This is a genomic window from Mesorhizobium sp. M0514 (genome assembly GCF_040321145.1).
Lineage (GTDB): Bacteria > Pseudomonadota > Alphaproteobacteria > Rhizobiales > Rhizobiaceae > Mesorhizobium.
This window is the reverse complement of record NZ_JAMYQZ010000125.1, coordinates 1-12,584: the sequence shown is the minus strand read 5'-3', so window position 1 is coordinate 12,584 and position 12,584 is coordinate 1. Positions and strand designations below refer to the sequence as shown.

General features: G+C 59.8%; 7 protein-coding genes and 9 pseudogenes. 8 read left to right on the top strand and 8 right to left on the bottom strand.

Annotated features, from left to right (window positions below; translation table 11 throughout):
* The 3 genes and pseudogenes from NKI61_RS30285 to NKI61_RS30275 form a co-directional block, all read left to right on the top strand.
* Positions 1 to 214, top strand: a pseudogene (locus NKI61_RS30285) (IS21 family transposase); the annotation flags it as partial.
* Between the two features lie 36 nt (positions 215 to 250).
* Positions 251 to 957 (top strand): annotated as a pseudogene (gene istB / locus NKI61_RS30280) (IS21-like element helper ATPase IstB).
* A 137-nt stretch (positions 958 to 1,094) separates the two neighbouring features.
* Positions 1,095 to 1,853, top strand: coding sequence for a GlxA family transcriptional regulator (locus NKI61_RS30275; protein ID WP_352842061.1), 759 nt, complete (start codon positions 1,095 to 1,097; stop codon positions 1,851 to 1,853).
* Positions 1,854 to 2,259: 406 nt separating this feature from the next.
* On the opposite strand, the gene metE is transcribed toward NKI61_RS30275, so the two are convergent.
* On the bottom strand, positions 2,260 to 4,623 hold the full coding sequence (gene metE / locus NKI61_RS30270; protein WP_352842060.1) for a 5-methyltetrahydropteroyltriglutamate--homocysteine S-methyltransferase: 2,364 nt from the start codon (positions 4,621 to 4,623) through the stop codon (positions 2,260 to 2,262).
* A 103-nt stretch (positions 4,624 to 4,726) separates the two neighbouring features.
* On the opposite strand from metE, the pseudogene NKI61_RS30265 reads away from it, so the two are divergent.
* Positions 4,727 to 4,924: pseudogene (locus NKI61_RS30265) on the top strand (DUF1403 family protein); the annotation flags it as partial.
* Positions 4,925 to 4,957: 33 nt separating this feature from the next.
* Positions 4,958 to 5,569 (top strand): annotated as a pseudogene (scpB, locus tag NKI61_RS30260) (SMC-Scp complex subunit ScpB); the annotation flags it as partial.
* A gap of 76 nt (positions 5,570 to 5,645) precedes the next feature.
* Here the strand turns inward: scpB and NKI61_RS30255 are convergent.
* Positions 5,646 to 6,365, bottom strand: coding sequence for a recombinase family protein (locus NKI61_RS30255; protein WP_502899946.1), 720 nt, complete (start codon positions 6,363 to 6,365; stop codon positions 5,646 to 5,648).
* 142 nt (positions 6,366 to 6,507) lie between these two features.
* Between NKI61_RS30255 and NKI61_RS30250 the strand changes: the two genes are divergently transcribed.
* The 3 genes and pseudogenes from NKI61_RS30250 to NKI61_RS30245 all read left to right on the top strand — a co-directional run.
* Positions 6,508 to 6,636 (top strand): hypothetical protein, encoded by a 129-nt coding sequence (locus NKI61_RS30250; RefSeq protein ID WP_352842058.1) that lies wholly within the window; start codon positions 6,508 to 6,510, stop codon positions 6,634 to 6,636.
* A gap of 110 nt (positions 6,637 to 6,746) precedes the next feature.
* On the top strand, positions 6,747 to 6,983 hold the full coding sequence (locus tag NKI61_RS33015; protein ID WP_502899945.1) for a hypothetical protein: 237 nt from the start codon (positions 6,747 to 6,749) through the stop codon (positions 6,981 to 6,983).
* A gap of 85 nt (positions 6,984 to 7,068) precedes the next feature.
* Positions 7,069 to 7,724: pseudogene (locus NKI61_RS30245) on the top strand (IS256 family transposase); the annotation flags it as partial.
* Between the two features lie 127 nt (positions 7,725 to 7,851).
* On the opposite strand, the pseudogene NKI61_RS30240 reads toward NKI61_RS30245, so the two are convergent.
* From NKI61_RS30240 to NKI61_RS30215, 6 genes and pseudogenes are all read right to left on the bottom strand, one after another.
* A pseudogene (locus NKI61_RS30240) lies at positions 7,852 to 8,338 on the bottom strand (ATP-grasp domain-containing protein); the annotation flags it as partial.
* Between the two features lie 305 nt (positions 8,339 to 8,643).
* Positions 8,644 to 9,239: pseudogene (locus NKI61_RS30235) on the bottom strand (CocE/NonD family hydrolase); the annotation flags it as partial.
* 136 nt (positions 9,240 to 9,375) lie between these two features.
* Entirely contained in the window at positions 9,376 to 9,756 is a 381-nt protein-coding gene (locus NKI61_RS30230; RefSeq protein ID WP_352842057.1) for a CocE/NonD family hydrolase, read from the bottom strand.
* A 370-nt stretch (positions 9,757 to 10,126) separates the two neighbouring features.
* Positions 10,127 to 11,461: pseudogene (locus tag NKI61_RS30225) on the bottom strand (IS1380 family transposase).
* A gap of 49 nt (positions 11,462 to 11,510) precedes the next feature.
* The gene (locus tag NKI61_RS30220; protein WP_352842056.1) at positions 11,511 to 12,092 is read right to left on the bottom strand and encodes a CocE/NonD family hydrolase; all 582 of its coding nucleotides are present in this window, start codon (positions 12,090 to 12,092) and stop codon (positions 11,511 to 11,513) included.
* Between the two features lie 4 nt (positions 12,093 to 12,096).
* Positions 12,097 to 12,429 (bottom strand): annotated as a pseudogene (locus NKI61_RS30215) (transposase); the annotation flags it as partial.
* Between the last annotated feature and the right edge of the window lie 155 nt (positions 12,430 to 12,584).

Here is a 12,584-nt window from a genome sequence, read left to right as displayed (position 1 = left end):
GATCCTCACCTGCGTGCTGACCGACGGATTGAGCGCGGTCGAGGCCGCCTGCCAGGAAGCCATCGAGCACGGCGTCTCGTCGTCGGCGGTGATCCTCAACATCCTGGCCCGCAGCCGCGATCCGGCGCCGGGCACGATCCTTTCCATTCCCCAGGCGCTGAAGCTGGCTCACGAGCCGATCGCCGACTGCGCCCGCTATGACAGCCTCAGGAGGACGAACAGCCATGGAAACACCGAAGTACTGGAACTGATGGGGGCGCTGAAACTCTTCGGGATGCGCGCGGCCTATGACGAGATCATGGGCGTCGCCATCAAGCGGCAGCACGAACCGCCGAAGATCGTCGGCGATCTGTTGCAGGCCGAGATATCGGAGAAGCTGGCCCGCTCCATCAAGTACCAGCTCACCGTCGCCAAGCTTCCGCTGGCCAAGGATATCGAGGACTTCGATTTTGCCGGCACGCCGGTCAACGAGAGCCTGATCCGCGACCTCGCCGCCGGCGCTTTCGTCGCCGATCAGCGCAATGTCGTCCTGGTCGGCGGGACAGGCACCGGCAAGCGCATCTGGCGATCGCCATTGCCCGTTCTCTCATCCGCAACGGCGCACGCGGGCGCTTCTTCAATGTCGTCGACCTCGTCAACAGGCTCGAGACCGAAACCCGCTCCGGCCGCCAGGGCCGCATTGCCGATCACCTGACCCGGCTCGACTTCGTCGTACTCGATGAGCTCGGCTATCTGCCCTTCGCTCTGGCCGGCGGGCAATTGCTCTTCCATCTGGTCTCGAAGCTTTACGAACGCACCAGTGTCATCATCACCACCAATCTCGCCTTCGGGGAATGGCCGAGCGTCTTCGGCGACGCCAAGATGACAACCGCGCTGCTCGACCGCCTCACCCATCACTGCGAGATCGCCGAGACCGGCAACGAATCCTGGCGCTTCAAGAGCCGATCTCAAAGCTAAAGCCGAAAGCCAATCAGCCGCGCCCGATCAGGCTGTGCAACCCCGACCAGCTCCGCCTGATCGGGCGCTTACCGGCGTGCCCTTCACCGCCCCAAAACCGGGGCCCCTTTTGCGCGAAAATATGGGGTCCCGATTCCGTGATCATTGACATGCAGACCGGCAAGCGCCCGAACATTGTGATCGTTTGCGCCGGTGATCGAGTAGAGCAGCAGTCGTCGGCTTCTCTGGTCCGTGTTCTTCGCCTGTGCGGAAGACACGGCGTTCCAATAGCCGCGCTAGGCACCGCGACTTGGCTATTGGCGGAAAGCGGCATGCTCGACGATACGGCATGCACGATCCACTGGGACAAGCGCGCCGCCTTCTCGGAAACGTTTAGTCGCCTTCAGGTGACTGACCGACTCTTTGTTCGAAATGCTCGTCTCGCTACCTGTGCAGGGGGGTTCGCGTCCTTCGACTTCGTGATGGAGTTGATCGGCGAACATCTCGGCGAAGAGGCCGCGTTGGCGGTTTGTAGACATACGATCGCTTCGCACTGGCGCTCGGCTTCAGACAGACAATGGACCTTAAGCGCTGATGCGACCGGTATCGGCAAGGCACTGGCGGAAGTGATCTGTATCATGGAGGAGCACATTGAAAATCCACTGCCTCTCCGAGACATCGCTAAGCGCGTTGGCCGTTCGCAGCGCCAGATCGAACGACTTTTCAAGCACTCAGTGTCCTCCTCTCCGATGCGCTATTATCTCCAGGTGAGGCTCGCCCGCGCCAAGCGCCTAATTGAGCAAACTGAGTTGCCGATGGTGGAGATCGCGATCGCATGCGGCTTCGTTTCGACATCACATTTTTCGAAGTGCTTCCGCACACTATTCGACATCAACCCCGGTGCCTGCAGAAACTGATCACGGTCCATCAGTGAAGGTCTCGATCGGGCCTGTCCGCCTTTTGGGCGAAATGTTTTCCAAGCTCCCTGAGCAAAGTCCAAGGGGCGATTCTTCCGCGCCAGCGACTGAGCGGCAAAGCGCGGAGACGTCAATTTGCGCTATCGCAGCGAGCCGTGATGGAAGTTCTACAGCCATCTTCGACCAGTACGGCTACTCGAGAGCGAAACGGCCAATGTCCTTCCACTGGCGATGCCTGGTCGCCCTCAACCAGGTCGAGGCTCAGCAACAACTAAGCTCGCAATGTTCTTCCACGAGGGCAGTGAAATCCGTGACCGGCGCGATAGCGGCGCTTCAGGCTTCGCGAGATCTGGCACGGTATGCGCATTCGTGGCTTAGCGCGGCTTAGCACACTATTCGATCTCCCCTACGGGCCGTTCTTCGTGGCTGTTGACCGTCGTGGGCTTCTCAGGTTTCGCGCGGCTTCGACCATATTGATCAAGGCAGGGCGGACCTCCTCCCACCGGCGTGTCTTCAACCCGCAATCCGGATTAACCCAAATCTGATCGTCGGAAAGGCGCTCCCGAGCGAGCGAAAGCAAGCTCGCCATTTCGCCGGATCCTGGCACGCGCGGCGAGTGAACGTCGTATATTCCCGGCCCGATCTCGTTGGGATAGTCGAAGCCTTGAAAGGCGTCGAGCAGTTCCATCTGCGATCGGGAAGCCTCGATAGAGATCACGTCGGCATCCATATCCACGATCGCATTCATGATTTCATTGAACTCGGAATAGCACATATGGGTGTGGATCTGCGTCGCATCGTCCACAGCCGTCGAAGCGAGACGGAAGCACTCGACGGCCCAATCCAGATAGGATACCCAGTTGGATTTGCGCAGCGGCAACCGCTCGCGCAGCGCAGCTTCGTCGATCTGGATTATTTGGGCGCCCGCCTTTTCGAGGTCGAGCACCTCCTCGCGTATTGCCAAAGCAATCTGACGGCAGACTACGGAACGCGGAAGGTCGTCGCGCACGAACGACCAATTGAGCATGGTCACCGGTCCAGTGAGCATCCCTTTCACTGGTCTCTTCGTCAACGATTGGGCGAATTCCCACCAGTTTACCGTCATCGGATTGGGCCGCGACACGTCGCCGAATATGATCGGCGGCCTCACATAGCGCGACCCGTAACTCTGCACCCATGCGTGTTGGGTGAACACAAAACCGGAAAGCTGCTCCGCAAAATATTGCACCATGTCGTTGCGTTCAAATTCGCCATGGACCAGCACGTCGAGACCGATTTCCTCTTGCCAGCCTATTGCCTCTTCAATCTCCTTTCTCAGGAATAATTCATAGGCAAGGTAGCTAAGTCGTCCCTTGGCATGAGCCGCCCTTGCATCGCGCACCTCCTGAGTTTGCGGGAAGGAGCCGATGGTCGTAGTCGGCAAAGGCGGCAGGCGAAGTTTTTCGACTTGAGACCAGGAGCGTTCGGCAAAAGCGCTCTTTCGCTGCTTCATGCAGTCGGCGATGCGGGCAAGCTTTCCCTCGACCAGAGGATCATGCACCTTCGGTGAGGTTGCGCGGGCCGCAGCTGCGTCGTCCGCAGACTTCAGCTCCGCCGCAACCATATTCCGACCTTCGGATAACGCGCTGGCAAGTAAGGCCAGTTCTTCCATCTTTTGCGTTGCGAATGCGAGCCAGGACTTTATGTCCTGATCAAGTGCGGTTTCCAGCTTGATATCGACCGGAACATGCAAAAGTGAGCAAGACGGAGCGACCTCCACTCGGTCCAGCGGCCAACCCGCGACGATAGGCGTGATCCGGCCGAGGATGGCAGAGAGGTTCGCGCGCCAGACGTTACGGCCGTCAATCAAACCGAGCGACAGCACCAAGTCCTTCGGCGCAAGTCGGCCGACCAGCTCCAGTTGCTCGGGAGCGCGCGCAAGATCGATGTGCAATCCCGCTATCGGCAGCGAAAGGGCGGTCTGGAGATTGTCGCCCAATGCACCGAAATAAGTAGCCAGCATGATCTTGAGATCGGGCGCAGCTCTGGAGAGCCGATCGTAGGCAAATTCGAAGGCGGCCTGCTCATTTGGAATCAGGTCAACAACGAGAGCTGGTTCATCGATTTGGATCCAGTCGGCACCTGCGAGCTTCAGGCGCCGCAGAAGTTCCTTGTAGACCGACAACAACTTGGGAAGCAGAGCAATAGGGTTAAAGCCTCGGGCGGACGACTTGGAAAGCTTGAGGAATGTAATTGGGCCAAGAATCACCGGACGCGTATGGATGCCCAGGGCCCTAGCTTCGAGAAAATGGTCCATCGGCTTCGCCGAGGAAAGGGCAAAGACCTGGCCGTCAGCGAGCTCTGGAACGATGTAGTGATAGTTGGTGTCGAACCACTTGGTCATCTCCATCGCTCTCACCGCATGATCCAAGCCTGCCGTCTCGCCATCCGCAGCTTCGCCTTGGCGGCCTCGCGCCATGGCGAAATAAGTATCCAGGGGGACGGGAAAATCCCCCTCGCTCCAGCCATAAAGTTTCGGCACGGCACCGACCATTACTGCTGTGTCCAGCACATGATCGTAGAGGGAAAAGTCGTTTGAGGGGATTATGGTCACGCCCCGGTCGCGTTGTTCGACCCAATTTGCTTCCCGCAGCGCCCGCGCTGTTTCGAGAAGGTCGTCAGCGGCAGATCTTTGCGACCAGTAGCTTTCAAGCGCGTGCTTCAATTCTCGACGACGGCCGATACGCGGCATGCCGAGCGTTGCAACGGGAACTTTTCGCAAGATAGGCATATCATACCCCGATGATTAGGGCGTGGGTGCAAGGCAGACGTGGTGCGTATCATTGTCAGCATTTTCCTGTGGCAAAGAATTGTGAATTTATTTGAAGATTCTGTTGCTTGTCGCCCAGGTGCGCGCTGCGTTGCGTGCGATCGACCTGTCCGCCGAGCTCGGTCGGCGCGCCGATCGGCTGCTTGCGGTAGCACCGAAACTACGCGCCCGGGCGTCGGACCTTGTCTTCGAAAGGCGCTTGTCCAACGACGCAATCGCGGCGCCCGAAAACATTGCCGGCATGAGCGATCGCGGCCTGCGCTAGCTATTAGATCGGCTGGTTGAGCTCGGTGCCGTGCGTAAGCTTTCCGGTCGGTCCTACCTTCCGCAAGCGACGCGCGCAAGACGAAGCAAAGGCCGGTTAGATGACCGTCGATCAGGCGACCGCCGTTCAAATGACCATTTGTTCGACCTCGAGTTCGATCACCTGCCGGCGGAGGTTCGTTGACGCGAATGGATGCATCGCGTCGAGGCAACCATTTTTGCCGCCGGCGAACCCGTCTCGCGTGAGGCTCTTGCGCGCATCGTCGGCAAGAGCTGCAATCTAGATTGAATCATGGTTGACATCCGCTAAGAACTGCGTGGCCGCCCCTATGGCTTGGTCGCCTCGCTGGCGGTTTTCGACATTTGACTCGACCGGCCTATGCCGACGCCATCCGCAGTGCATTTGGCACAGCCCTAGGCGGAAATCACCGGGCGGCGAATTTCGCAGTCGGACGTGACGTGCATCGCCTACTTCCAGCCAATCACCCGCGCCGAACTGTCGTCCTTCTTTGGCAAAGAAATCAGCCGCGATCTCATCGGTCATGTGCGCGGCGCGAAGCTGATCGCGTCTGGTCCGCGCAGCCCGATCCCCGGCGCGCCGTATACCTATGTGACCACCAAAGCGTTCATGCTGGAGTTCGGCTTCCACAGGCCGGAGATGGACGACACCGAGGGGCGCAGCTTCCTAGTAGTCGGAGCATGGAACGGCTGGTGACCGCCTACCAGGAGGATCTCCTGTCTGAATGCGCCGTCGCATGCCGGAGTTGCGTCACGATGGCGGGAACGGGCACTTCGATCCATTCCCCGCGCGGCCGCTCGTGCTGGCTGGTTTTCTCGCTAAAGCTCGCCCGGCCCGACAGGCGGAACGGCTTCGTCACCTTCTGCCGCGGTGCGACCTGTGTCTTGCCAAAGCAGGCCGTTCCCTTGCCGGCGGGATTGCGCAGCATCCCCCACACCACCGACCGTTCCCAGCGGGTGACGCGCCGGCGCGTCGCCAGCCCCCTCTCGTTGAGAAGGCGGGCAAGGGCGCCAATGCTCAGGCCGTCGACCATATATTTCTCGAACACCAGCCGCACCACTTCGGCCTCGGCTGCATCGACTTCATGGCGCGCCGGCGCGTCATTCGTCTTACGAATATACCGATAGCCGTAGGGCGCCCCACACAGCACGGAGACTTCGCCGGCCTTGGCCCGGTGGCGCTTACCGCGCCGCGAGCGTTCGAGAATCTGGGCCCGTTCGTACTCGGCGATCATGCCCTGGAACTGCACCATCAGCTGGTCTTCCGGGGTATCGAATGCGGTGCTTTGATGAAGATGGGCTCGACACCGCGGCGAGCGAACTCCTCCATCAAGAGAACCTGATAAGCATATTTTCTGCTCAACCGATCCGGGGAATGGATCAAGACAGCCTGGATGTGTCCCTCGGCCGAATGCGGCCATGGCTTGCTTGCACGTGGGCTGAGGGTGGCGTAGGCAGCCGTGGCGTTGTCGCGCCAATTCACCATGTCCCGGCGTCAGGCCATCTATCGAGAAGGCGCACGCGATCGGCCGGCCGGTGCCAGTGACCGGGCCGACAGTGGCGGTGACGTTCAAGCTGGCGCCCAGTTTGGTCGACGCGATTCGCGCGCGGGCGGCGGCGGAAGGAACGACGATCAGCGCCACGGTGGGTCGGGCGCTTCGGGCCTTTCTCGAAGCCGATGGCCATGGCTGAGCGGCGGGAGAGCGATGTTCGCAGCGTCCTTCTCGAGCCTGTCTTTGACCGCCTGCTGCCGGCCAAATTGGCACAGGTGTACGGCATCCATGGTTGCGGAGCGGCTTCGCATCGTCGGCGCGGGTGCACGGCTAAGGAGGGAAGCGACGACGTGCGCAGCCATCTATGCCCGGGTGTCCTCCGACCAGCAGAAGGAGGACAACACGGTTGCCAGCCAGACAACACGGCTCTGGCGTGACGGCCCTGTAGAGCAACACCTACTTGGCTCGACACCCGTTGGCCGGTACCGCCTAGCATGGATGGGAACGCCTGACTTTGCCATTTCTTCTGGAGAGCCGGATGCGTAACGAAAGACGCACGTCCGGTTCGGCGAGAGGCGATGTGAAACCTGCCGTCGAAAGGCGGCAAGGCGCATATCGCCTACTCTACCCCAGCTACCTGAAGGTGCGCCGCGGCGGCCGCATCGTCTCGGTCGCCGTCATCATCGCCGTCGGCGTCAACGCGGACGGACGGCGCGAGGTGCTGGGCATGGAGATCGGCACCTCGGGGGCCGAGCCGATCTGAATGGAGTTTTTGCGCAAGCTGACCCGCCGCGGCCTCCGAGGTGTAAGGCTGGTTGTCTCTGACGCGCACGAGGGCCCTCAAGGCAGCAGTCTCCAAGGTGCTGTGCGCCACCTGGCACCGCTGCAGGGTTCATTTCGCCCGCAATGTGCTAGCCCCTGCCGGCAAGAGCAGCCGTCGCGTCGTCTCGGCCTTCATCGCCACCGCCTTCGCTCACGAGATAGCAGAAGCCGCCAGCCTGCAGTGGCGCGCCGTCGCCGACCAGTTCCGGCCGAAGGTGCCGAAACTTGCCGCCATCATGGATGAGGCCGAGCATGACGTGCTCGCCTACATGAGCTTCCCCAAGGAGAATCGTGTCAAGCTGCACAGCAAAAACCCGATCGAGCGGCTCAACGGTGAGATCAAGCGGCGCACAGAGGTCGTCGGCATCTTTCCCAACGACGACACGTGCCCGCTATATGGCGCTTGAGACGATCAGCCAGATAAGTGATGATCCGTTCGTCAGCCTGCCGGCAGTGGCACGCTGATCAATCCGGCCCCGTGCCGGAGAGCACGGCGACCAATGCCGTCAGCTACACCACGTCAGTAGGCACGATCCACGATGAGTCTTATCTTACGCCACCTGCGCCGGGAGGTACCAGCTGCAGATTGTTCCTATTCGTCAGCGATCGGAAATGGTGTGATGGACCAATCGATCAACTCGACGGCATGCTGAAGTATCGCCTCGGTCTGCGCATGGACAGGTGAAGCGGCGATGACATGTCCGATACAGTCTCGGTAGTCGCCTTTCCTGCCGATCGGCGTCTTGGGTTCAACATAGAATTTGACCTCGGTGATGCCTGATACGGCAGCCGCTTGACCGCCGCCACCGATCCGATCGAGGGCGCCATCGCGATCAGCAACCAGGAACCGCGCGGCCGCAGTGTGCGAATCCCTTTTACGCAAATCGCATTCGTCGCCGATGACAAGCTTGATGTGTTCGGTGATTGATCGACACCGTAAGCCAGCCGAACCAGTTGGGGATCGGGCGTGCCACCCATGCGCGGATTGACTTCGATGACGACTGGGCCCCCCTTGTCCACCGGAATTCTATGTTCGTTGGCCCCCAGCCAAGGTCGAGAGCTCGCAAACAGCTCAGGGCACAACCCACGCCGGAAACGAACTCAAAACTGGATAGTAACTGCTGCCAACGTCAAGGACTATCGCGAACATGATAGAGGCCGCCTACATTGAGTTCGCGGCGGATGGCTCCGGCAAATTCGCGTTCGGTGTCGGCTACTCCTGGCAAGGCAATGACGATGGCCGAAGCCAATATGGCTGGGCTGAAGTCCAAACCAGACGACTCTATCAACGGACAAATATGCTTCCATGGCGGCGAGGCAGACTTCGTCGCTCGCAAGTGGACTTCTTCAACAACCTGGCCAGACCTCGACCGGCATGAACAGTTTAATCTGGCGCGAGAGGCAGAATCAGCCTGGAGTGCCAATGAGGTCCCGAAAACACTGCGTTCTCGGCTAACACGCCCCCAGACTCTGAATAGTTATCTCCCCCGGTGTTCATGTTCCGGTCAAACCGCGGAAAGTTGCTAGAACTCACTTCCAACCGAATTCGGTGCCCTGGCGCAAACCAGTTCCCGGTCGCGTTCAGATCCACGGTGATTTCGTAGATTTCGCCGGGGTTGAGTAGCTGCGGGTTTGTGTACCGTTCCGATATCGGGCTCGGAGGATGCCGGTTTGCAGCTGGATAGCGCGGCCGTCGGGATACACATCTACAAGCTTGCCCGTGAAGTCAGTGTCCCGCGCAGAGGAGGAAACATGTAAGACCATTCTTATTTTTCCAACTACTTTCAGTCCCTCCTCCAACAACTCGCTTGTAAAAACTAGGACGTCCTGGCGCGCCTCGATTGCACGTTGGTCAGTCATTTCGACGGTCCAGCTCTGTCCTGTCCGCGTCGGATCAGTCGGATCGTAAAGGTATCTGTCACAAGACGGCGAGTGGGGCGGGACGAAAGACAGTAGCCCATCCCGTTCAGACTGCTGGCGACCGTTTTGCTCGAGAGGTACATCTCAACGTAGCGGGTTCCTGGGATTGGCATGTCGCTGGCCGTTCGCCATACATTTTTCCCGTAAAGCCAACAGGTGACCCGTGGCATATTATCTAGTGCATGAATGTCACCCTTCACCAGTGGTTATTCCATTTCAAAATTGCATCCCAAAGATCGAACCGCGCATCTCCGAGGTTGAGGTCGCCGAATCTGAAATTGTCAGTCAGGCGATCAATACCACAGTGTGTACCGGGGCCCATGATCATATACTGATTATCATGTGCGGTTGCATTAGCCGCGTGGTTTTTGGCGAAGTTGAATGCATCGATTGCCTCGCCCGGCTGGACGTCATTCCAAGTGTCGATCCAAAGGGCCGGCGTGTACAGCTTGTCCTCGTTTGTGACACACTCGGTATCGCGCCAAAAGCTGGACTCCGGCGGATGAGACATGGTTCTATCCCAGTCGGTAGGCGGCAAGCCTGCCCGATCAAGGATCCGGCGATTGGAAGGTCCCACAGCAGCTTTTCCATATCTAGCTTGTACCGGGATCGAAGAGAGAAAAATGGGCGAAGCGCGCCCACGTCTCGGTCTCCATGGAAGGATCCAGTTTGAGATAGAGACATGGCGAGTTCGCTTGCCAGCCAAGCATATTGGCGTACTCGCGGGCTCCACCCATGTAGTTCCAGAGCATGGTATGTCGCCCTAGCCCAGAGCTAACCGCCTTGATGCACGGCGATGAGGTTTGGCGGCCTGAAGGGGCGATGTGGCCGCTGTTGGGCGCTTTTGCGCGAACCTCGTCAGGCGCCGGCGGTGATCCGTCGTGATGGCAGGTGGGGTTTGCAGGTTGCGGTCAGCAGGTTCGTTTCGGGGCGTCTGCGCCCCATGGTTATGTCGCGAGCCGCGGAATGCGATCGAGGACGATGCGCAGGATGCGTTGGTCGGGGCAGGATGTCGGCAGGTGCAGGCGGATTTGCGTCTTCATCTCGACCACCCGCGCAACGATCTTGATGAGGCGCAAACGCAGCGTGTCGAATTGCGCGACGGCAAAGCTGGAGCATTTCGGCATCGCAGCGCGCAGGCCCCACATGAGCCAGTAGGCGCCGGCATGCAGGAACAGCCGGAACTGGTTGGCCGTCGCTCTTGTGCAGGACGTTCGGTCGGCGGCGAGATGCGTCTTCCAGGACTTGATGTGGTTCTCGGCCGCTCCGCGCCGGCAGTAGACATCCTCGTAGAGCGCCTTGGCCTTTCCACCGGCGAGGTTGGTGACGATGAAGAGGGTGTCAGCACCTTGGGCGCCGACCTCGACCCGCGCTATGATGCGCTCCACGCGGCTCCAGCTGGCGGCCCCATCCAGGAACTCCTTGAACCTGCGGACCTTGTTCGTCTTCGGTGACGCTTCAAAGCGCGCCGTCGTGCGGGCTTCCAGGTCCGCGACATGCTTGCGCAGGGTCGTGGTGGGCGGTACGCCGAGGATGAAGTCGACATCGTTGGCGCGGCACCAGTCGATGATCTGCGGGCTGCAATAGTGACCGTCGGCCCGGATCAGGATCCGGGTGTTCGGCCAGTTGCTCCGGATCGCCCGCACGAGGCGGCGCAGGTGAGCGCGGATCTCAGCCCCACTTGGCCGCTTGGCCGGTCGCAGGAAAGCAGCCACGAACCGGCCGTCGCCCTCGAACACAACGATCGGCTGGAAGCCGTACTCGTCGTGATGGGCATTGAAGAGGCGGAGCTGCTGGTTCCCGTGCACGGCGTCAAACGTGTCGTCGATGTCGAGCACGATCCGCTTCGGAATCTGCCGGAAGGAGCGCAGTAGAGGTCGACCATGGTCCGGCCCATGGCGAGCAGCGAGCGCACATCGGGTAGGTTCTCCAGCCGACACATCGTCGATTGCGACGCCAGATCCCGACCCGAAGGGAGCGCATCCTGGGCCATCTTGAAGACCGGGTCGGAACGCAGCCGGTTGGCGTCGTTGCCATCCTCGTAACCGGCGGCGATCATCTTCATGCGGAAGCCGATCATATCTGCAAAGTTGTGGATGACCTGGTCCGGGCTGCGTGGATCATCGATGCAGCGCGCCAGACGGTCGGCCACCCGCAGTCGTTTCTCCACCTCTGCTAGAGCCAGAACGCCACTGTCCGACGACAGCAGGCGTCTAAACGGACGACGACGGACTTGCCGCCGACACATGACAGCCGCTCAGCGGCAGCGTAGGATCATTCATGGCGGGTGTGGTCTCCGGAAATGATTCGGATCGGCCTTAGCAACCAAACCTACGTCATTTCAACGGGTTGAACCACATCCGCCAACCCACCGTGAATTTTCAGGCTAAATGCTCCAGCGGCCGCCATAGGCGTAATCGCTTTGAGGCTGAGAGTATCGGTAACTGCGCCCACCACCTGAGCATTGCCCAAGTAAGAACAGCCCCACATTCCCATACGGCGCGCCGACCAGGACTGCGCATCCAGCCATTTTGCGGTGTCTTCGAAATCGCGCCTTTCTGATTTTGCGTATTTGAAAATGCCCTCCGACTCGAAGACCCCGCGGAAATCTTGGGTTACGACTGCGTATCCCGCATTGATGTAGACTTCGACCGGTCCGGTGCAAGAACACGTACGCGGAGTACTTTCAACATCATAAACGAAAGGCGAAGTTTTTTTGGACACCCAGTTCGGACGCAGAGTGTTTTTGTCGTATGGTGTGCGAACGAGTATAATAGGGAATGGGCCATGACCGCTTGGCAAGTAGATGTCGGTCGAAAGATTCACGCCGTCACGCATCGGAACCTTCACGCTCGGCAGCAGCCGGTAGGCCCCCTCGGGAGCACTCAGTGTCTGAATCGGAATGACCGCCATGTTATCAGGTCCTTGCGAGGCGTCGGGTGAGCATGCGGATATTTGCGATGAAGACCCAGGCCTGCGCGGATTCGACGGATCGCTCGAAGTCCTTGGCCAGCCTTCGGCATCTGCCCAGCCATGCGAAGGTCCGCTCGACGACCCATCGGCGCGGCAGGACTTCGAAGCCTTTGGCGCTGTCCGACCGCTTGACGATCTCCATGGTGAACTTGCCGATCTTTTGCAGGGCGCCCCGCAGTTTCGGCCCTGCATAGCCACCATCGGCAAAGACATGGCGCAGCCACGGCCAGCGCTCGAGTATGGATTTCAGGACGGCCGGCGCGCTCTGTCCGTCCTGATTATGTCGCCTCCGCCGGTCGTTATGTCGCCTCCGCCGCTAAAAACGGTACAGGGAAATCGAGAGATTTTCACAGGACATAGCCAGTCTGGAAAAAACATCTAGGGAAATTCACAAACTGCTGAGAGCCACGTGGCGGTGCTATGATGTCGATG